Raw genomic sequence first — 21,334 nt, forward strand, 5'->3', positions numbered from 1 at the left:
CTATCCTCTTGGATGATATTTTGCATGTAATTCTTTGAGTCTTTCGCGGGCAATATGGGTATAAATTTGCGTGGTCGATAAATCGGCATGACCGAGCAATAATTGTACCACGCGCAAATCCGCGCCATGATTTAACAAATGCGTAGCGAAAGCATGTCTTAAGGTATGCGGCGACAGTTCTTTGTTGATGCCGGCTTTTTTTGCATGACGTTTGATAATATGCCAAAAAGCCTGCCTAGTCATGCCGTCCGCCCGATTGGTGACAAACAAATAATCACATTGGCGTTCACCAAGTAGGGTCTTTCTCGCTTGACTCATATAATCTTCCAGCCAGCTCATAGCCTCTTCACCGACCGGCACCAAGCGCTCTTTGTTGCCTTTACCGATAATTCTGACCACACCCTGCCTAAAACTGATCTGCTCAAACTTTAAATTGACCAGTTCCGATACCCTAAGCCCGGTTGCATAAAGCATTTCCAGCATGGCTCTATCCCTAAAACCCAACGCATTGGTGACTTCAGGCGCATCCAGCAATAACTCGACATCCTTTTCAGAGAGCGATGTGGGCAACAGTTGGCCAATATGGGGCGATTCGATCAAGGCGGTCGGGTCGACCTTGATGCTGTTTTCTCGAATATAATAGCCATAGAACCGTCGAAGACTGGACAGAATGCGCGCAGTAGATCGGTTGCCTATGCCGTCTTTATAGCGGCTGGCAAGAAAACTTGATAGCTCCCCACCATCCACTTCCAACATAGGCTTTCCTGCCAACCATTTGGCAAAAATCCTCAAATCACTGCCGTAGGCCGAAAGCGTATTCTCGCTCAAGCCCTGCTCTACCCAGGCTGCATCGAGAAATTGGTCGATCAAAACGGTTGAATTCATTTTTTATAGCTGGCTTCAAACTCCAGCAATTTGTATTTTATTGCCATCAAATCGCCGTCGGTTTGCCCGCAATAACCGCCCATACCGGAAACGGAAACCACTCGGTGACAGGGAATAAATACAGCATAGGGATTGTCCCGGCACGCATTGCCGACTGCTCGCGCCGATGAGCCTATTTTCTTGGCCAATGCCGAATAAGTCATGGTTTCGCCAAAGGGTATCTGGCAAAGCGCCGCCCAGACCTGGTTTCTGTACAGGCTGCCTTGTTTTAACAATTTGATGTTAATGGATTTGTCGGGATTCTGCCAATAGGCGTTTAATTCATGTTCAGAGGGCGAGTTCTGGCTAGCGCCCGGCTCCCAGTCTGTTTTAATGATCACACCTTCTCGGCTAGTTAAAACAAACTGTCCTGCCGGAGTCTGAAGCCTTACAACATTCTCGGATCCCAAGCAGCTTTCCACCCATTCGATGATAAACGGCATTAAACAAATCCTGACGACTATTAATTATTCGGTAAACAGCAACCAACCAATGAAAGAAATCTACCGTTTTAAATGTAAATATGCAACCAAATCATTAGCCACAAAAAAAGGCAGCTCAAAGCTGCCTTTTTTATCTCATGCAAAAAAGCCTTATTAAAGTTTTTCTTTAATACGGGCCGCTTTACCTGTCAAGTCACGCAAGTAATACAATTTGGCACGACGGACATCGCCGCGACGCTTAACATTGATCTCGCTAATGATAGGACTGTGAGTTTGAAAAACACGCTCAACACCGGTACCGTGAGAAATTTTTCTTACTGTGAAAGCCGAGTTTAATCCGCGATTACGTTTTGCAATCACGATACCTTCAAAAGCCTGAATTCTTTCGCGCTCGCCTTCTTTTACCTTAACCTGCACAACAACCGTGTCACCTGGACCAAAGTCAGGAATCTGTTTCAGTTGTTCTGCTTCCAATTCATCAATAATATTGCTCATTACCACACCTTAATTTAAACCAACTCCACAATAAATTCTCTAAGCAAATTTTCCTGCTCTGCACTCAAATTCTTTTTTTCCAGCAAATCCGGCCGTTTCTGCCAAGTTCTACCCAAAGCCTGCTTCATTCGCCAGCGGTCTATATCCGCATGATTGCCGCCTAATAAAACCTCCGGCACCGAACGTCCTTCAATCTGTTCGGGCCTGGTAAAGTGAGGGCAATCCAGCAAACCGTCGCTGTGAGAGTCCTGCTGGGCAGAGCTCTCATCGCCAAGCACACCCGGTAACAACCGTGTTATTGCATCGATGACTACCAAGGCTGCAAGTTCGCCGCCACTGATAACATAGTCACCGATAGACCATTCATCGTCGCAATCCAACTCGACAAAACGCTCATCAATGCCTTCGTAACGCCCCGCAACTAAAATTATCTGCGAAACATCGCAAGCTTCTGCCAACAAAGCCTGAGTAATCGGCTTGCCTTGCGGACTCAAATAAACCACTTTCGCGGTTTTTTCGCCAGCCTGTTTTGCAGCATTAACCGCATCATGCAAGGGCTGATATTTCATGACCATACCAGGACCGCCGCCGTAAGGCCGATCATCGACAGTCCTGTGTCTATCCACGGTATAATCCCGAGGATTCCATACCGACAAACTGACGATGTTGCGTTCGATTGCCCTGCCGGTTACGCCGTAACCCGCAGCCGCTACCACCATTTCAGGAAATAAGCTTACAACATCAAAACGCATGACGGCAATTAGAACTCGGGATCCCAGTCGACAATAATTCTGCCTGCAACCAGATCAACGTTAATTATCGTTTGTCCCTGTAAAAACGGAATAACCCGTTCTCGCTCTCCCTGAACAATGATCACATCATTAGCGCCCGTTTCCAGCAGACTATCAACCCGGCCTAGCTGAACGCCATCAACGGTTTCAACATGCAAACCAATCAAATCAGACCAGTAATATTCATCTTTAGCAGCTTTAGGCAATTGATCCTGGGTTATAAAAATATCCCAGCCCATCAGATCTTCTGCTTGATTCCTATCATTAACACCCGTCAGCTGAGCGACTATCGTCTTACCCTGTAGCTGCCCGTCAACAATACTAACCGTTTTTGTTTCATCGTCTTTTTTCAACAACCAGGGGGAATAAGTTAAAATATTTTCCCTCGGATCAGTAAAGGAAAATACCTTAACCCATCCCTTTATACCAAAAACGCCGGAAATCTTTCCGACACTTATGTGCTGTTGCTTTGACAATTTAAGTTTATGCCGCCGCTTTACGTGCGTCTTTAATCAATTTTGCAACACGCTCAGAAGGCTGTGCGCCATTGGCTTTCCAATGATCAACACGGTCGCAATCCAAACGCAATTTTTCTTCATTGCCACGCGCCAACGGGTTAAAAAAACCAAGGCGTTCGATATAACGACCGTCACGACCGCTTCTGCTATCGGTTACAACAACGTGGTAGAAAGGACGATTTTTCGCGCCACCTCTAGAAAGACGAATGGTTACCATCTAAGTTCCTCAAAAACAATTAGTCAAAATTTAATCGACTCATTTTACGCGATTTTCCATACAAGTAAAGAACAACACACAATCCGTCAAATTCATTTACTTTGCCCATCGAATAAGCCGTCATTAATACTACAAAAAGCTTCCGCTCCTCGGCAACCAATCCATGCGTCGCCTAAAGCTCCTATTTTTTTAATTCTACCCCATCCTTGGTGCCGTAGCTCCTGCATAAGGCCATGAATGACCTGCAATAGAGCAATGCAGGAGCGATTACCGAGGGGCAAAACTACCTTCTCATACCCATGCCGCGCACATTATTTTTTATGCCCCGCATCATATTTGTCATGTTGCCTGCTTTAAAACGCTTCATCATTTTCTGCATCATCATAAACTGCTTCAAGATACGATTAACATCCGATAACTGCTGTCCGCAACCCTCAGCGATACGCTTCTTGCGATTGCCTTTAATCAGATCCGGATAACGCCGTTCCTTCATAGTCATGGAATTAATCACCCCAATCTGGCGCGATAATTCCTTGTCATTAACCTTATCTTTCATTTCCTGGGGGATGCTACTCATGCCCGGCAATTTATCCAGCATGGAACCGACTCCGCCCATATTCTGCATTTGCTGCAATTGCTCACGAAAATCTTCCAGATCAAAAGCCTTGCCCTTTTGCAGTTTTTTGACCAGTTTCTCGGCCTTTTCCTTATCAACTTTCTGCTCAATCTCTTCAATCAAGCCCAGCACATCGCCCATACCCAAAATGCGGGAGGCGATACGATCAGGGTAGAAAGGTTCCAAAGCATCGGTTTTCTCGCCCATCCCGATAAATTTTATCGGCTTGCCGGTAATATGACGTATAGACAACGCCGCACCGCCTCGCGCATCGCCATCCGCCTTGGTCAAGATAATCCCGGTCAACGGCAACGCATCATTAAAGGCTTTTGCAGTAATCGCGGCATCCTGCCCGGTCATGCTATCAACCACAAACAAGGTTTCGATAGGATTGATTGCCGCATGCAATTCCTTAATCTCCCCCATCATCTCATCATCAATATGCAGACGACCTGCGGTATCGATAATAATGACATCGAGAAACTTTCTCTTGGCCGCTTCAATCGCATTTTTAGCAATATCTACCGGTTTTTGCGACACATCACTGTCAAAAAAGTCTAAAGAAATCTCATTTGCCAGCATCTGCAATTGCTTAATAGCCGCCGGCCGATAAACGTCAGTACTGACCACACCGACTTTTTTCTTTTGATTTTCTTTTAGCCAGCGGCCTAACTTAGCCACCGTCGTGGTTTTACCCGCACCCTGCAAACCGGCCATTAAAATAATTGCAGGCGGAACCGCGTTGAGATTCAGCTTTTCGTTGGCCTCACCCATCACCGTAACCAGTTCAGCCTGAACCAGCTTAATCAGCGACTGACCGGGCGAAAGACTGGACTGAACCTCTTGGCCTAATGCACCTATCTTGATACGCTCAATAAAATCCGTAACCACCGGCAAAGCGACATCAGCCTCAAGCAAAGCCATACGCACTTCACGCAGGGTGTCCTTGATATTGTCCTCAGTCAAGCGCCCCTGACCCTTAATTTTTTTAAGCGTGCTACTTAATCGATCGGTTAAATTATCAAACATATCAGTGTCTTTATTAATCTTTAAGGAAACCACTCACTAACGCAAATGCGCTAGGACTATTTAGCGGGATATATTAACATAGCCATTGAGGCCTTTGCATTAATCTCAAGGGAATTTGTGGCGCCCTGTAGATTCCGCCAGTCTTATCATGAGGACGCTACCACTGCTTACCTGCATTCATTCAGGCAATAAGCCCACACCGTTATCACTTGATCATAAAACCATACAAACAACTCTAATGAACACCACACTCGTTACCCTGTCAATTTGCACTTATCTGGCAAGCACGCTGCTTATTGCCCGAGATACCCATCTGAACAGACGGAAGCGTACACCGCTTTATCTGGCATGGACAGCAGTATGCGCGCACACCTTATATACAACTATCGCCTTTCAGCAGAACGCCAGCTTTAATTTTAGCTTTATCAGCACCGCCTCCCTGATTTCTCTGATTGTCGCCCTACTGCTGCTGATAGCAACAATCACCAAACCTGTCGAAAAACTGGGCCTGGTTATATTTCCGATTGCAGCCATCATGCTGGCACTGGAACTGAACCTGCCCGAAAAACCCCGTCTTCTGCACACCCACAACTGGCAAATGAGCGTCCATATATTAACCTCCATCATCGCCTTCAGTCTGCTCAACATTGCCGCCCTGCAAGCTATTTTGCTCGCCATTCAAGACCAGCAGCTTAAAAGCCATCCGCCCAAACGCTTTATCCAGTCATTGCCTTCCTTGCAAACCATGGAATCCTTATTGTTTCAAATGCTCGGCACAGGGCTTTTTTTTCTGACCATTTCCTTGGTCAGCGGCTTTATTTTTATTGAAGATTTATTTGCGCAGCATTTAGCACACAAGACCATTTTATCCATTATCGCCTGGATTATTTTTTCTTGTCTTTTGATAGGCCGATTGCGTTATGGGTGGCGAGGAAAAACGGCAGTCCGCTGGACTTTAACGGGCTTTATTTTGCTGCTGCTGGCTTACTTTGGCAGCAAACTGGTGCTGGAAATTATTTTAAACCGATAACAGTCACTCACAACTTTTTACTGCTGCCTCACCAAACCCCATACCGATTTCAATTCACTAACCCATGATGGAAACCTCCGAAGACACACTGGATCCGTCCGATTGGAATGCCTTTCGCTTACAAGGCCATCGGATGCTGGACGACATGGTCGACTATCTTGAACATCTGCGCAATCAACCGGTCTGGCAGCCTATGCCCCAGGAAGTACGCCATTCATTTCAGCAACCCCTGGACGACGGACAACATGATCTCGGAAAAGCGCATGCCACCTTCATGAAAGATGTGCTCCCCTATGCCTTAGGCAACGTCCATCCCGGTTTTATGGGCTGGGTTCATGGCGGAGGAACCCCGGTCGGCATGCTCGCGGAAATGCTGGCAGCCGGGCTTAATGCCAATCTAGGAGGACGCGACCAAGCGCCCATCGAAATCGAACGACAAGTGGTGCAGTGGGTCCGGGAATTGTTTCATTTTCCGAAAACCGCCAACGGCCTGTTTGTGACCGGAACCTCGATGGCCAACCTGCTTGGCGTGTTGATTGCGCGCACCGCCCGGTTAGGCGCCGACGTGCGCCATAAGGGCATTACTGCCGACAACCAACAGTTGATCGCCTATACCTCGGCAAGCGCTCATCTCAGCATTACCCAGGCCATGGATATTGCCGGTTTCGGTAGCGACGCGTTACGCAAAATACCTATCGATGAACTGCACCAAATGGATATAGCGGCACTTGAACTTGCCATTGCCGAAGACAAAAAAGCAGGCTTAACGCCGTTTTTCATTGCCGGAACGGCGGGCAGCGTAGATGTCGGCGCCATTGACAATCTTCGGGCTATTGCCGAGCTTTGCCAACGCGAAAACATCTGGTTCCACATTGACGGCGCTTACGGCGCACTAGGCATGCTGGCGCCTGATATTGCACCGCGCCTGCAAGGCATCGAGCGCGCCGATTCCATTGCCTTTGATTTTCATAAATGGGGACAAGTTCCTTATGATGCAGGATTCATATTAGTGCGGGACGGCAAGCTGCATCACAGCGCATTCGCCTCGCCCGCCGCTTACCTGAAACGGGAATCCCGCGGCATGGCGGCCGGTTCGCCATGGCCGTGCGACTTCGGCCCGGACCTCTCTCGCGGTTTCAGGGCGCTCAAAGCATGGTTCACAATAAAAGTGTATGGCGCAGAAAAATTAGGCCAGGTTATTTCAAACACCTGCGCACTGGCTCAGCACCTGAAGCGGCGCATCGAAGCCGAACCACAGTTGGAACTGCTCGCGCCCGTTGCATTGAATATCGTCTGCTTCCGCTATCGCAGCACCGATGCCAACCGGGTCAATGCAGACCTTGTGGTCGCATTGCAGGAATCAGGCATTGCCGCACCGTCAACGACAACCATCAACGGACAGTTAGCCATTCGAGCCGCCATCGTCAATCATCGCACCACCACAAGCGACATTGATGCGTTGATAGATGCCACGCTCGCACTGGGTCGTTGTGCCGCTCGCTGCGCCTGTTCCTGACAGGCTTGCTGCATACACACCATCCCTGGCGATAAAAAATGCCCAATTTTAGGAAAAACTGATGCACACCAATGAACATACCGAACCGCTGATCGGCCTGGCAAAGCTGATGCGGATGACCTACTCCGGCTGCGATCTTGCCCCCTTGGGCACGCAATTAATCGAACGCGCCGAGACCGATGCCGGCGGCCATGCCCTGATGGATTTATCCACGGTTTTGCAACTCCGGGGCAATCGCGACTTAGCCCTGACCATGCAAGCCCAAGCCATCGAAACCCAGCAAATTTACTCCCCGCCCACAGCCACAGGATCAGTTAATATCCGGCTGCTTGTGATCATGGGGGCGGGCGATTTAATGGCGAACACACCATTGGAATTCCTGCTGGAAGACTCCGATGTTGCGCTCGATATAGTCTATGTGACCAAGGACTTGCCTTTACCGGATCATCTCCCGGATCACGACATACTGTTCGTCGCCATCGCCCAATCCGATCAGAATATGCCGCTGTTAAAACAGATCGACGCGGCTATAGCCTCATGGCCGCGCCCGGTGCTGAACCGGCCGGATCGTATTGCGTTAATGTCGCGTAATGAGGCTTGCGCATTGCTAAAATCCGCTCCGGGCGTGGCTATGCCGATCACGGTGCGCATAGCCCGGCAAGCTCTGGAACAAGTTACCAATGAACGGCTGTCGCTTACCGATATTCTTGCAGACGGCAAATTCCCGATCATTATCCGTCCCGTCGATTCCCACGCGGGGAAAGACTTGGACAAAATAGAAGATTTGGGGGCGCTGGTTAACTATCTGCAAAACATGTCCAATAGCGAGTTTTATGTATCTCGTTTTATCGACTATCGCGGACTGGATGGATTGTTCCGTAAATATCGCATCGTCCTGATTGATGGCAAACCCTTTGTTTGCCATGCCGGCATATCCGAACACTGGATGATCCATTACCTGAATGCAGGCATGGCCGAAAGCAGCGACAAACGCGCCGAAGAAGCGCGTTTTATGATCGACTTCGACAGCACCTTTGCCTGCAAACACGCCGATGCCTTCCGCACCATCAACGAACGGGTTGGACTGGACTATCTGGGTATTGATTGCGGCGAGACCGCTGACGGCAAATTGCTGATTTTCGAGATTGACAGCTGCATGATTGTTCATGCCATCGATCCGGTCGAGGTCTTTCCCTACAAACAACCGCAGATGAACAAAATATTCAGCGCCTTTCGCCGGATGCTGCTGGGCGCAATGCAACGCGGTGTACTTTAAATATGTCCATCTCATCGTTAAGTAGCTGCATTGCGCTTAGAAAAAGCAATAAACACATTACACCGGGAGTGCAAACTTTGCTTGCTATGCGGGACGGGGTTTGCAACCCCGTTCCTAACGTTTTTGCGATGTCTGAGCAAAACAGTTACCTATAACCATCTCAAAGTGTTTCGGACGGGGCAACATAACATGCCCCGTCCGGCTCAGGAACGATGACATACCCTTAAATATTGTGCAAAACCCACCCCAAACAACAGACGGCCTGCCATCCACCGAACAGCTCCTGATTGCAGGCGGCGATGCCCGCCTCGCAGTCGATCCACTCAGTGGGCAGAACAAATACGGCTGTCAGCCGTTTCCCGACCCCCAACTACTGGCACTCGGCTCCTCTACGGCCTCAGTCATTTCCACGGAAGGATTCTCCGTCGCAAACCGGCTGCGCCAGAAATTGCTGACAGCAGTCGGCACAGCGTCGCACTCAGCCGTCTATGCTCTAGAAATGCAGCGGATTCGCCTGGAGTGGCTGCAGTTATGCGAACTATCCGACCTCACCGGGCTAGAGCTTGTATTCGCCCCATCGGGTACCGACATCCATGCCATTACCGCCCGATATATGGGTAATGAAGTATCCACGCCGGCACTGATAATCATGGTCGAAGCCAATGAAACCGGAAGCGGAGTGGCCTCAGCCTTAAACGAAAATACCATCAGCGGAAATAATAACGTCGAAGTTGCACAAATACCCATTCGCCTGGACGATGGCACACCCAGACCGTCAGCCCAAATCGATGCCGAAGTGGAGGCTCTGGTCAATAAAGCAGTCACCTCAAATCGGCGAGTGTTGTTGATTCTTATCGATCAATCCGAAACCGGATTGATCGCACCGAGTCCGGCCTGCGTCATAGCGCTACACCGTCGCTATCCCGATAACATTGAGGTACTGGTCGATGCCTGCCAGTTCCGCATCGCGATACCGACGTTGCACGCCTATTTGGATCAGGGCTTTATGATAGCGCTGACCGGATCGAAATTCCTTACCGCCCCGTCTTTCTCAGCCGTATTACTGATGCTTTCAGAGGTAGCGGAGCGCCTCCAAAAACGCAAATTTCCATCCAGCTTATTGCCTTGCTCATCCAGAGCCCATTGGCCGACCGACTGGACTGAGGCCGAGCATCTGGATCATGCCGCCAATTTTGGACTGCTGCTGCGCTGTGAAGTTGCCCTGGAAGAATTGCGCAGATTTCGCGCCGTGCCGCAAACCGCCGCCATAGACTTTATCAAAGCCTTCACAGAAGCAATCCAGCAACGCCTGCTATCCGACCCGCACTTCGAACCCTTACCTGTGCCTCAACTCGACCGCCACCCGTTAATAGAGGCAAATAGCTGGGATCATCTCCAAACCATCTTCCCTTTTCTGCTTTATGCCCCCCAGTCTGCCGGACAGACACCGTTAAACCGCGAAGAAACGTTGAATGTCTATCAACGACTGCCGGCAGAGATGGGCCATCCCAACAGCGATATTGCCGCAATACGCTGCCAACTCGGCCAACCCGTCGCCTGCGGTTTGCGTAACGGCATAGCGGTAAGCGCCTTGCGTTTATGCCTCAGCTCGCGGCTGCTTATCGAAGCAACAGCGTGCGATGATAAGGGGAATACAATAATTAAAGATGCGCTGACGGCTTTAGACAAGACGGCGATGTTAATCCGATCAATCGGTTAAACCAAATAGGCTTCTAAACTTGTGTGGATAGCATAGATTACATCAGCCAGGAGTGGCTAAAGCCACTCCTACAATAGACTTAAACATGAAAATCAATGCTCCCAGCGCTCGTTGCGCTGGGAGCCGAGACTATTAGCTTTAAAGCCGACTCCCCGTTAGTCTTGTCAATCTCCTGACTTTTCTTAAGCACAGCAATCTCCACATCTTGCGCGACTGCCGCCTCTTTCATAGCAGTAGCAATCAATACTGGTACACCTGAACCACCCACTGAATTGATCATAAAAACCTCCAAATCTAGTGCTTATAGGCATCAGGCATTGCATCCCAGCCCATTTTAATTTCTACCATCAAGCCGGAAACCTCATCCAAAATACTTTCATCATTCTGGCTATTTGCGGCAAGCAGGCGACGAACCATATAGTCATAAAGATTATTCAAATTTCCCGCGATCTCGCCGCCCGCCTCGTAATTTAAAGATCCTTGCAGCCCACCGACAATATTAATGGCGACACCAATATTGTGGCCTTTCGTCGCAATTTCATTACGTGCCATGCTTGCTTTTGCCAGTGCAATCCGCTCCAAAGCGCCTTCCATCAGCATTTGTACAAGACGATGAGGCGAGGCACCCATCACAGAACTGTTAACACTCACTTGCTGATATTGTTTGATGGCTGATGTTGCGTTCATTTGTCTATCCTCATTTATCGTTACATTGCGTTCCACTGCATGGAACACCTGCTAATTGTAGCGACAGTTTTAACAAAAACTTTACCTTTTTTACAAAAATATAATCGAACAGCCGGACGGGGCATGTTGCCCTGTCCGAAACGATTCAACTGGCTATGGAAAACACTAAACGTTAGGAACGGGGTTGCAAACCCCGTCCTGCCTGGCAATATTAGCGCTCATGCAGTATAGGCCTTAACCGCCTTTTTCCCCTGCTCCATCTGGTGCAAAGCTTGCGCAAGATCAAGCCTTGCTAAACTTCCTAATGCCATAGTATCGCGATCTATCGCTATTATCGCTTGAATCCCGATTCCAACCGCCTCCGCATTTTCCTGCTGAACCGGCTCTGAAAAAAATAGCTCGATCAACTCACTCCGCTCCGCTTCCAGAACAAAGACTTCCTCCCAGGATTCTTCGCGGGCTTTTTCCAGCATCATCCGACTAAGTAATATTAACTGTTGAATATTTTGCGCCTTGTCTTTCATACTAAAAACTCAAAACAACTTATAAAACGGTTAACATCAGTGACATCGCCATGGCTAATTTTTTGCCACAGTAAAAAACTGCTGATTAAGATAAGATCCTGTGGCCTGCATCTTTCCCATTAAGCTATCCATTGCATTAAATTGCTTGCGATAACGGGCTTCTATTGCTGCAAGCTTAACATTGAGCTTATCCTGTTCCTTAGCAAGATTCCCGATTGCCTTATTAGTCCCAGCCACACGAGTCGATATTGAGCTAGTAGAAGACAGGGAATTGGTTAAAACAGTATCCAAATTCGCAGCCAATCCATTACTAGAGGTAAATAAAGTCGAAACCGCAGTAAAATCCAAAGTTATAGCGTTATTAAATTTGATGGCATCAAGCCCAAGTACGCCGTCCTTACTTCGGGTAATACCGATATCTGCTAACGTTGAAAAACCTGCCACACCACCTTGCATTGGATTTGATAAGGCCTGACTAATCTGATTTTGCACACTTCTCAACGTTGAGTCACCCAATAATGGACCCGCTATTTTGGTTTGAGGGTTATAACTGGTCAAAGCACTCATCGTGCTGGTCAACGCATTATAGGCGGTAATAAAGTCATTAATTTTTGACTGTGCAGGATTTTTATCCAACGCAACCATCAAGTTTCCTCCGACTGGATCAGCTTTAATCAGGGAAAGGGTCACGCCGGGAATAACATCGGAAATACTATTACTAGACCTTGTTGCCAGTTGCCCGGCGACAGAAATACTTGCATCCTGAGCCGCCTGAACAGATACCAGATTGGTTGTTGCAAACCGGGTTAAATCACCGCCATCAAGCGGATCAGTGTCTGTTGCGACAATGCCTATAGTATTTGCGGCGCCCAGCACATTTGAACTCAGCACTAATTGAGAACCCGAATCAACCTTGATGATAGTTGCTTGAATGCCGGGGTTACCCGTCGCTTGATTGATTGCATCACGAACACCCGCCAGCGTAGTAGTGCCGTCAGTGGCAATGTTAAAGCTGCTTGCGCCCAAATTTATGGCCAGCGTACCCGCTCCCACCAATGCCGTGTCACTACTGAAATCAACAGAGCGACTTATTGCTGACTGCGCCAATGAATTTACGGTAATAGACAGATTAGTGGGAGCGGCAGAAGGGGTTGCAGAAACAGTAAATGAAGTAGTATTGCTGGATGTGGCAGTGCGAGCCTGGAATACGGATGCATTGGTCAAACCCTGCACACTGGCCTGAAAATTGGCTAAAGCACTTTTAAGTTGACCCAAAGCCGATAAATTAGCTTGTAATTTAGTCCCTTTAGTTTTCAGCCGCGCAGTCGGCGCTTGTCCTTCCGAGGCAACCAGTTTGGTTACCAGGCTTTCTATATCAAGGCCCGAACCCACCCCTGTAGATGTAATTGCAGACATAGCTTGTCTCCTTTAATTAAACTATCAAGCATAGTGTCACTAAGCTTTTGAGCTGAAGATACTCACTGCCCCATCATTGATCAGTGTCGTCAGACTGTGAGCCAGCTTGATAGCGTCTTCAGTGGGCATTTGCCAAATAACCTTGTCAGTTTCAGAATCGATAACTTTAGTAATCATGGCGCCGCTTTCCTTATCAACACTAAACTGCAAACTTTTCTGTGTAGTTTGCACAAAGTCATTTAACTTGCTGACTGCCTGTTGAAGCTCGCCTTCCGAATACTCCGGTTTTTTTGCTTGAGCAACACTGGAAGCTCCTGTGGACTCTAATGAATCAACCGGTTTCTTATTGTTATCCAGCTTCGGCGTGATGACAGTCGACTGATATGGTAACGTATTAACATTTATATCCATTTTGGCCACCTCTTGGCAGAAAGACGAATACCCGGCAGTGCCGGGTATCATCTCTGCTGCTTATTTTATCTCAAAAGACTCAATACACCTTGCGCTGATTGATTGGCCTGAGCCAGCATCGCAGTACCCGCCTGCTGCAGGACTTGCGCCCGTGACAGATTAGCCGATTCTTTGGCAAAGTCGGCATCCAGAATCCGACTACGGGAAGCGGTCAGATTTTCGGTAGTCGTTTGCAAACTGGTTATTGTGGACTGGAACCGGTTTTGGTAGGCACCGAGATCAGCACGCGAGTTATTGACTGATTTCAGCGCTGAATCGATAGAGTCGAGTGCGGTTTTAGCACCAGCAACCGAGCTGAGATCGATGTTGGATACTGAAGTACCGGTAGCAGCAGCGGTTACTGTTGTTGCTGTCAGGCCGGCGTTGGTTGGCGTCGTACCGGCAATTGTGAAGCTGTTGCTGCTGGACAATGAAAAGGTTGTCCTGTTTGCCGCTGCACCTGTTGCTACAGCAAAACCGGTATCCGTAGCATCGAATCCGGCACCCGTGTAGGTATTGACATCAATGTTGCGGCCATCGGTCGCCGTCATCGTGATTTTATTGGTTGCAGAATCGTACGCCGCAGTCACGCCCGTGACTGCGGAAGAGGCTGTGATTTGGCCAGCCATGTAGGCACCGTCAGTCGCAGCAGTACCGGTCATAGAGCCACTTGCAAAATTGATCGTGGCGCCATTGATATCGACAGTGCCACCTACACCGACGACCGTTGCCACTACGGCGCCGGTAACGACATTGGAATTTGCTGTTGCGGTAACGCCAGAGGAAACTGCATTGATGGCGGCGGCGATCTGCTTTGCGCTGTTACTGGTATTGCCGTTAGTTCCGTTGACTGCTGCGCCTACGGAGAATGTGGAGGTACCAACCTGAAGCGTCAGATCGCCGGCACCGAGAGCTGACAGCGTAGCGGCCGATGTTTTGGACGCCAGAAATGACTCACCCAAATCGACTGTGCGCGAACTGGCGATCGAGTTGATCGTAATGCTGTCATTTGCCGTGTTATTGGCGCCGACCTGAAAGGCCTGGCTGGTGAAATTACCATCCAGCAGCTTGATGCCGTTGAACGAAGAATTGGCCGCCACACGATCGATTTCATCAACCAGTGATTTCGATTCAGCTTGTATTGTGGCGCGGTCACTGGCGCTGTTGCTGGCATTTGCTGATTGCACGGCCAGTTCACGGATACGCTGAAGATTGGTGGTAATTTGCCCCAGATCGCCTTCAGCCGTTTGCGCTAAAGAGATACCGTCATTGGCGTTGCGAGCCGCCTGATCATTACCGCGGATTTGTGAGGTAAAGCGTTCGCTAATGGCAAGTCCGGCCGCATCGTCCTTGGCGCTGTTGATACGCAAACCGGAAGACAGCCGCTGCATTGCAGAAGTCAGCGAACCCTGATTATTACTCAAGAAACGCTGAGCGCTCATGGATGACAAATTGGTATTAACGTTTAGTGACATGATAACTCTCCTAATTTGACCAGCTAGATATTTAACCGGGCTATGAAAGATTGGACTTCTTATCGTCATGATAAGCACTCCACCTATTTTCGTTATCGACCGATGTTTTTGAACCTTTAATATTATTTTGCGTAGCTTGGGTTGGCGCTGTTCCAACTTATAGCAAGATGGGACATGTTGCCCCGTCCGAAACGTTTCAACTGACTACGACGAATGGGGTTGCAAACCCCGTCCAGCTTGTGACTTTAAAGCTCCGGTGGCGCTTTAAGATTTTCGCCGATTAAACCTTCACACTGTTTGATACAATCCATCCCATCTGCCGGACGATTGAGCTTAAATAATACGTCGGCAAGCTCTGTTAGCCATGCCGCCGCCAGGGTTTTTTGACAGGGACTTGTTCTGTCAACAAGTTGATCAATCGCCTGCCTTAACAGGATTTCCTTAACCTCATGATCATCAATTGCACCGGCAAGTTGCGCCAAGCCGTATAAGGCCTGTGGATGCTCCGGTTTTTGTTGCAGCACTTGATGATACAGCGCTTCTGATTCAATTAGATTGCCTTGCCCTGCCAGCAACAAAGCCTGCTGAATTTGTGTCGCTACCGCTTCGAGCAGCATTTGATTTGCTTGGCTGGTCATTGTTTTATCTCCTATAAACTTAAGTTAGATTTTTGATGCAGGGCGAGGCCTACAACCCGTCTGTTACATTTATAACGCTGCTGAAAAAAGCTCCCCCAGCCGGACGGGGCATGTTGCCCCGTCCGAAACGTTTCAACTGACTACGGAAAACACCAAACGTTACGAACGGGGTTGCAAACCCCATCCCGCTTAATTCCGTAATTCGCAAGCATACTCAAGACTGGATGGATCAGTTGCAACTCACAATACAAAGTAATCGCCAAGAACAACGCTTGCAACATGTGTATAGGGATTAACAGGAGTTCTCAAGTAACTTTTCAACCAGCTGCACCCGTTGGGTAACGCCGCACACCAGAGCATAGGGTATGGTATCGGCCCATAGCGCAATTTCTTCAACAGGTAAGTCTTCGCCCCACAAGGTTACCGAATCACCTGGCTTGGCATCGGCTCCAGCCCCCAGATCAACAGTCAGCATGTCCATCGAAACTCTACCAATAAGAGGAATACGCTGTCCATTAACCAACACCGGCGTTCCGACCTTGGCATGACGCGGATAGCCGTCGCCATAACCTATCGCCACCACGCCCAGCGTCGTCGGTTTTTCACAGACCCAACCTCCGCCGTAACCGACCGAATCGCCCGCTTCGATTTGCTTGACTGCAATCACTCGTGACTTGAGTGTCATTACCGGCCTTAATCCCAGTTGCTGTCCTGTAGAATCGGGAAAGGGTGATATGCCGTACAGCATAATGCCGGGGCGCACCCAATCACTTAAGGAATGCGTCCAAGCCAATATGCCGGCCGAGTTTGCTAAACTACGTTCACCGGAGGATCCTGCAACTGTTTCATTGAAAAGATGGATTTGTTTTAGCGTTATATCATCATTGACATCATCGGCATTGGCAAAATGCGTCATCAGATTAATCGGCTGTTTTACTAACGCGCACTGACTTAAGCGCTGATAGACTGCACCGAATTCCCTTGCCTTGAACCCTAAGCGGTTCATGCCGGTATCGAGTTTGAGCCAGATGGCACAAGTTCCTGATCGTGTTTGGGCCTCTAATATGTCCAACTGGCAGAAGGAATGCACTACGGCGTCCAATTGATAATGCAGCAACTCGTCTAATTCTTCGATGCAGGTAAATCCGTCTAAAACGGCAATCCTGTGGCTGAATCCCGCCTTGCGCAATAAAACACCTTCTTCAACTCGGGCTACGGCAAAGGCATCGGCCTGCTGCAAGGCCTCGGCCATACGCAATAAACCATGTCCATAACCATTGGCCTTGATGACCGCCATGACTTTGGCGACCGACGCACAGCTGCGTACTTTGGATAGATTATGCCGTGCGGCATCCAGATTGAGTACGGCTACAACTGCCGGGGTCATTCGTCGTCCCCACGGCCATAATAGGTTCCTGCGAAATTTTCAAAACGGGTATATTGCCCCAAAAAGGTCAGCCTGACGGTTCCCAGCGGGCCGTTACGCTGTTTGCCGATAATGATCTCGGCGATACCTTTATCGGGGCTGTCTTCGTTATAGACTTCGTCCCGATACACGAACACGATCAAATCGGCATCCTGCTCGATAGCGCCGGACTCACGCAGATCTGACATCATCGGCCGTTTATTGGGGCGTTGCTCCAGATTACGGTTAAGCTGGGACAAGGCCACCACGGGGACATTCAATTCCTTGGCCAGCGCCTTTAAGCCTCTGGAAATATCCGAAATCTGCTGCACCCGGTTTTCACCGCTGGACGGCGATTGCATCAGCTGCAAATAATCCAATACAATCAAACCAAGCTGCCCGTGCTCACGCGCTAAACGCCTAGCTCTTGAACGCACTTCGGTCGGCGTTAATGCCGGAGTATCGTCGATGAATAACTTGGTTTCAGCAAGTATGTTAATGGCCGAGGTCAAGCGCGGCCACTCATCATCCTCCAGCTTGCCGGTTCTGATTTTATGCTGGTCAATACGACCTAATGAGGACATCATCCGCATCGCCAGCGAATCTCCCGGCATTTCCATACTGAATACCGCAACCGGCTTGTCGCCTTTAATCGCGATATTTTCGGCCATATTCATGGCTATAGTCGTTTTACCCATCGACGGCCGTCCCGCCACAATAATCAAATCGGCTGGTTGCAGGCCGGAGGTCAATTCATCAAAATCGGTAAAACCGGTAGCCGCTCCGGTGATGGAGCCCTCCTGTTCAAACAGTGTTTCAATTTTATCGACGGCGTGCGCCAACAGCGATTTAATGGTGGAAAATCCGCCCTGCCCCCGTTGCCTTTGTTCCGCGATCTTAAATACCTGACGCTCGGCATTTTCAAGCAGATCTGCAGTCTCGCGGCCTTCGGTATTAAACGCCGAATCTGAAATCTCGGTACCGACATGGATCAACTGCCGAAGTACCGATCTATCTCTAACGATATTGGCGTAAGTGACTATATTCGCGGCGCTGGGTGTATCTTTTGCCAGCATGCCTAAATAGGACAACCCACCGGAATTTTCCAATTCACCTATAGCTTCCAGTGATTCCGATATGGTTATCACATCAAAAGGAATCTGTTTTTCGGCTAATTGCTCAATGGTCTTAAAAATCAAACGGTGATCCCGGCGATAAAAATCGCCTTCTACCACCTTGTCCGACACCGAATCCCAAGTTTGATTATCCAACATTAATCCGCCCAAAACTGATTGTTCGGCCTGAATGGAGTTGGGCGGGACTTTTAAAGAATCCAGTGAATAATCACGATCAAACGAATAATTTTCAGACATGGTTCATAGCGATAAAGACATTAATCATAAAAAAGTTTAAAAAAAGTCCGCAAGTTATTTATCATAAAAAGTAATTCAATAATTGGATAATCAACATCTAAGTTTCAGCGTTAATTATAATCAACATAGAGCCAAATTATGATGTTAAACAATAAAATATTTGCCAACTGATTTAGGTACTGTTGAATAGCACATATAAGCTGATAATTAACTTTATTCGCGAAAGAAAGATGGACTTATTACCCTGGTTTACCTTGTGAATTAAATACGAATAGGCGAATTCAATACACAGTTCGGTTAAACCGGTATCGACAAGTGATTATGCATTCCAAATAATCATATTAATAGAATCCATAACAATCCGTCGAAAATCACGGTGATACTATTGATTTTCAGTATTTGCAATCATAGCGCTGATCTAAGGACTATGCCTGCGGAAAATAAAAAGCCAACGCTTTCTTTTGAAAAAACAGATAAAATATTGAACAGAATTTTTTTGGAGAGTACTCTAAGAAATACAGTATATTACTTTGACCGGTTAATTTACCAAATAATAGGTAAATTAAGGTAGGGAATTATTTGTGGATAGCTTACTTAAAAATGTGGGAACTTACTAGTTAAAATAAGTAACATATTATGTTATGTATCATTTTTAAAGTGATTAATTTCAGCCCCATAAAAATCTCTGGGATTTAGGTTAGGGGCTGAGAATTGATGAGCATGTATATTTCTGATTTAGTCTTCAATAATAGCAACAGGTCTATCGACTAACTCGACATAAGCCATAGGTGCATCATCGCCGGGTCTAAATCCGCATTTCATAATACGTAAATATCCACCTGCTCTATTTTTGTAACGTGGACCAAGCTCATTAAAAAGCTTAGTAACCACATCACGATCACGTAATCGTGAAAATGCAAGACGCCTTTTAGCAACACTATCTTCTTTAGATAGCGTAATTAATGGCTCAGCATAACTTCTTAATTCTTTTGCTTTTGGTAAAGTTGTTTTTATTAATTCATGTTTAAATAATGAACTAACCATATTACTAAATAGCGCCTTACGGTGACTGCTATTTATATTGAATTTTCTTCCGGATTTACGATGTCTCATTGTAAGAAGACCTAATGTTAGTGTGTTATTGCGTGGGTTTGATCTGCAAGGTTTTCAGGAGGCCAATTTTCCAACCGCATACCCAAAGATAAACCTTTTAAAGCAAGAATGTCTTTTATTTCTGTTAACGACTTTTTACCAAGATTTGGAGTTTTTAATAATTCAACTTCAGTACGTTGAATTAGGTCTCCAATATAAAAAATATTCTCAGCTTTTAAGCAGTTAGCAGAACGTACTGTTAACTCAAGATCATCTACAGGGCGCAGAAGAACAGGGTCAAATATTTCTTCGACTTCTACTTCTTCCTCTGCAAGCTGATCATTAACTTTTTCAAAATCAACGAAAACAGATAATTGATCATGGAGTATAGTGGCAGCAAGTTTTATAGTTTCTTCTGGATCAACAGTACCATTTGTTTCCAGCTCGATTATTAATTTGTCTAAATTAGTGCGCTGCTCTACACGCGTACTTTCAACCTGATAGGCTACTTTAACTATCGGACTGTATGATGCATCAAGCTGAAGCGCTCCGACAACGAGGCTGTGTTCGGAGTTTAATTTCCTAACACTTACAGGTTCATAACCTCTTCCACGACGCACCCTAATCTTCATATTTAAGACGCCAACTTGTGTCAAGTTAGCTATTACTAAATCAGGATTAATAATTTCCACGTCATGTGGGATAATAATATCGGCTGCGGTTACACAACCAGCACCATGCTTAGAAAGGGTAAGCTCAACTTCATCTTTAGAGTGAAGCACAACAGCTAACTTTTTAAGGTTAAGCAAAATATCGATCACATCTTCTTGAACACCATCTATAGTAGTGTACTCATGAAGAACGCCTTCAATTTCAACATCGGTAACTGCACAGCCAGGAATTGTAGACAACAACACGCGCCGCAAGGCATTACCAATAGAATGACCAAATCCTCTTTCAAGAGGCTCAATAACAATCTTAGAATGATTAGGTGTTTTGCTTATAACCTCAACTAAGCGAGGCTTAAGCAAGCCAGAAATAGAATTCTGCATTTATATCCCTCAAAACCGCGATTATTTAGAGTAAAGCTCAACTACCAACTGCTCATTTATATCACTACCTAAATCTACACGATCTGGAAGTGAACTAAATGTACCCGTCATCGCTTTAGAATTTACTTCAACCCAAGAAGGAAAGCCATACTGCTCAGTTACAACCAAAGCATCAACAATTCTTTGTTGTTTTTTCGCTTTCTCTCTAATAGTAAGGATATCGCCAGGAGAAACTTGGTAAGAAGGAACATTAATTAATACATTATTTACTTGGATAGATTTATGACTAACCAACTGACGAGCTTCAGCCCGAGTCGAAGCAAAACCCATACGATAGACAACGTTATCTAATCTTGATTCCAAAAGATTCAACAAGTTTTGACCAGTTGCACCCTTCTTCAAATCCGCCGACTTGTAATAATTTCTGAATTGTTTTTCTAAAATACCATAAATTCTACGTAAGCGCTGTTTAGCTCTCAACTGAATTGCGTAATCGGAACTTCTTGCGCGCTTAGTACCATGCTGACCAGGACGCTGATCCAATTTACACTTATTTTCCAAAGACTTTCCTCTGCTTTTTAAAAACAGATCAGTCCCTTCTCTTCGACTTAATTTACAGGTAGGCCCAAGATATCTTGCCATAACAA

Annotated in this window: 23 protein-coding genes; 4 read left to right on the forward strand and 19 right to left on the reverse strand. The window is 47.1% G+C overall.

What is annotated here, in order from left to right; all coding sequences use genetic code 11:
• The 7 genes from xerD to ffh form a co-directional block, all read right to left on the reverse strand.
• Entirely contained in the window at positions 1 to 885 is an 885-nt protein-coding gene (xerD, locus tag RW114_RS01885) for a site-specific tyrosine recombinase XerD (RefSeq protein WP_340121027.1), read from the reverse strand.
• The gene (locus RW114_RS01890; RefSeq protein ID WP_340121028.1) at positions 882 to 1,367 is read right to left on the reverse strand and encodes a methylated-DNA--[protein]-cysteine S-methyltransferase; all 486 of its coding nucleotides are present in this window, start codon (positions 1,365 to 1,367) and stop codon (positions 882 to 884) included. Before RW114_RS01890 ends, xerD begins: the two co-directional genes overlap by 4 nt.
• 153 nt (positions 1,368 to 1,520) lie before the next feature.
• Positions 1,521 to 1,862 (reverse strand): 50S ribosomal protein L19, encoded by a 342-nt coding sequence (gene rplS / locus RW114_RS01895; RefSeq protein WP_305269899.1) that lies wholly within the window; start codon positions 1,860 to 1,862, stop codon positions 1,521 to 1,523.
• Positions 1,863 to 1,876: 14 nt separating this feature from the next.
• Positions 1,877 to 2,614, reverse strand: coding sequence for a tRNA (guanosine(37)-N1)-methyltransferase TrmD (gene trmD, locus RW114_RS01900; protein WP_340121029.1), 738 nt, complete (start codon positions 2,612 to 2,614; stop codon positions 1,877 to 1,879).
• 8 nt (positions 2,615 to 2,622) lie between these two features.
• The gene (gene rimM, locus RW114_RS01905; protein WP_340121030.1) at positions 2,623 to 3,129 is read right to left on the reverse strand and encodes a ribosome maturation factor RimM; all 507 of its coding nucleotides are present in this window, start codon (positions 3,127 to 3,129) and stop codon (positions 2,623 to 2,625) included.
• Between the two features lie 7 nt (positions 3,130 to 3,136).
• Positions 3,137 to 3,388: a 30S ribosomal protein S16 gene (gene rpsP / locus RW114_RS01910; RefSeq protein ID WP_340121031.1), complete on the reverse strand. Its 252-nt coding sequence runs from the start codon at positions 3,386 to 3,388 to the stop codon at positions 3,137 to 3,139.
• 283 nt (positions 3,389 to 3,671) lie between these two features.
• Positions 3,672 to 5,033, reverse strand: coding sequence for a signal recognition particle protein (gene ffh / locus RW114_RS01915; RefSeq protein WP_340121032.1), 1,362 nt, complete (start codon positions 5,031 to 5,033; stop codon positions 3,672 to 3,674).
• A gap of 238 nt (positions 5,034 to 5,271) precedes the next feature.
• Between ffh and RW114_RS01920 the strand changes: the two genes are divergently transcribed.
• The 4 genes from RW114_RS01920 to RW114_RS01935 all read left to right on the forward strand — a co-directional run bounded on the left by RW114_RS01920 (position 5,272) and on the right by RW114_RS01935 (position 10,575).
• Positions 5,272 to 6,063: a cytochrome C assembly family protein gene (locus RW114_RS01920; RefSeq protein ID WP_340121033.1), complete on the forward strand. Its 792-nt coding sequence runs from the start codon at positions 5,272 to 5,274 to the stop codon at positions 6,061 to 6,063.
• 67 nt (positions 6,064 to 6,130) lie between these two features.
• The gene (locus RW114_RS01925; RefSeq protein WP_340121034.1) at positions 6,131 to 7,579 is read left to right on the forward strand and encodes a pyridoxal phosphate-dependent decarboxylase family protein; all 1,449 of its coding nucleotides are present in this window, start codon (positions 6,131 to 6,133) and stop codon (positions 7,577 to 7,579) included.
• A gap of 61 nt (positions 7,580 to 7,640) precedes the next feature.
• Entirely contained in the window at positions 7,641 to 8,855 is a 1,215-nt protein-coding gene (locus RW114_RS01930; protein ID WP_340121035.1) for an ATP-grasp domain-containing protein, read from the forward strand.
• Positions 8,856 to 9,087: 232 nt separating this feature from the next.
• Positions 9,088 to 10,575, forward strand: coding sequence for a hypothetical protein (locus tag RW114_RS01935; RefSeq protein ID WP_340121036.1), 1,488 nt, complete (start codon positions 9,088 to 9,090; stop codon positions 10,573 to 10,575).
• Positions 10,576 to 10,654: 79 nt separating this feature from the next.
• On the opposite strand, the gene RW114_RS01940 is transcribed toward RW114_RS01935, so the two are convergent.
• From RW114_RS01940 to rpsD, 12 genes are all read right to left on the reverse strand, one after another.
• On the reverse strand, positions 10,655 to 10,855 hold the full coding sequence (locus RW114_RS01940; protein ID WP_340121037.1) for a YjfB family protein: 201 nt from the start codon (positions 10,853 to 10,855) through the stop codon (positions 10,655 to 10,657).
• A gap of 14 nt (positions 10,856 to 10,869) precedes the next feature.
• Positions 10,870 to 11,262, reverse strand: coding sequence for a flagellar export chaperone FliS (gene fliS, locus RW114_RS01945; protein ID WP_340121038.1), 393 nt, complete (start codon positions 11,260 to 11,262; stop codon positions 10,870 to 10,872).
• Between the two features lie 218 nt (positions 11,263 to 11,480).
• A complete protein-coding gene (locus RW114_RS01950; RefSeq protein WP_340121039.1) occupies positions 11,481 to 11,786 on the reverse strand; it encodes a flagellar protein FliT in 306 nt (101 codons plus the stop codon).
• Positions 11,787 to 11,840: 54 nt separating this feature from the next.
• The gene (gene fliD / locus RW114_RS01955) at positions 11,841 to 13,202 is read right to left on the reverse strand and encodes a flagellar filament capping protein FliD (protein WP_340121040.1); all 1,362 of its coding nucleotides are present in this window, start codon (positions 13,200 to 13,202) and stop codon (positions 11,841 to 11,843) included.
• Positions 13,203 to 13,241: 39 nt separating this feature from the next.
• On the reverse strand, positions 13,242 to 13,613 hold the full coding sequence (locus RW114_RS01960; protein WP_340121041.1) for a flagellar protein FlaG: 372 nt from the start codon (positions 13,611 to 13,613) through the stop codon (positions 13,242 to 13,244).
• A gap of 65 nt (positions 13,614 to 13,678) precedes the next feature.
• On the reverse strand, positions 13,679 to 15,127 hold the full coding sequence (locus RW114_RS01965; RefSeq protein ID WP_340121042.1) for a flagellin N-terminal helical domain-containing protein: 1,449 nt from the start codon (positions 15,125 to 15,127) through the stop codon (positions 13,679 to 13,681).
• Positions 15,128 to 15,372: 245 nt separating this feature from the next.
• A complete protein-coding gene (locus RW114_RS01970) occupies positions 15,373 to 15,765 on the reverse strand; it encodes a hypothetical protein (RefSeq protein ID WP_340121043.1) in 393 nt (130 codons plus the stop codon).
• Positions 15,766 to 16,057: 292 nt separating this feature from the next.
• On the reverse strand, positions 16,058 to 17,152 hold the full coding sequence (gene alr / locus RW114_RS01975; RefSeq protein WP_340121044.1) for an alanine racemase: 1,095 nt from the start codon (positions 17,150 to 17,152) through the stop codon (positions 16,058 to 16,060).
• Positions 17,149 to 18,543, reverse strand: a complete 1,395-nt coding sequence (gene dnaB, locus RW114_RS01980) for a replicative DNA helicase (RefSeq protein ID WP_340121045.1) — start codon at positions 18,541 to 18,543, stop codon at positions 17,149 to 17,151. The genes alr and dnaB overlap by 4 nt, the downstream gene beginning before the upstream one ends.
• Positions 18,544 to 19,278: 735 nt before the next feature.
• Complete coding sequence (gene rplQ / locus RW114_RS01985; protein WP_340121046.1) at positions 19,279 to 19,656, reverse strand: 50S ribosomal protein L17; 378 nt, start codon at positions 19,654 to 19,656, stop codon at positions 19,279 to 19,281.
• Positions 19,657 to 19,673: 17 nt separating this feature from the next.
• Positions 19,674 to 20,687, reverse strand: coding sequence for a DNA-directed RNA polymerase subunit alpha (locus RW114_RS01990; RefSeq protein WP_340121047.1), 1,014 nt, complete (start codon positions 20,685 to 20,687; stop codon positions 19,674 to 19,676).
• 21 nt (positions 20,688 to 20,708) lie between these two features.
• Entirely contained in the window at positions 20,709 to 21,329 is a 621-nt protein-coding gene (rpsD, locus tag RW114_RS01995; RefSeq protein ID WP_340121048.1) for a 30S ribosomal protein S4, read from the reverse strand.
• Positions 21,330 to 21,334 lie beyond the last annotated feature (5 nt).

Source organism: Methylobacter svalbardensis, assembly GCF_037671525.1.
Taxonomy (GTDB): Bacteria; Pseudomonadota; Gammaproteobacteria; order Methylococcales; family Methylomonadaceae; genus Methylobacter_A; species Methylobacter_A svalbardensis.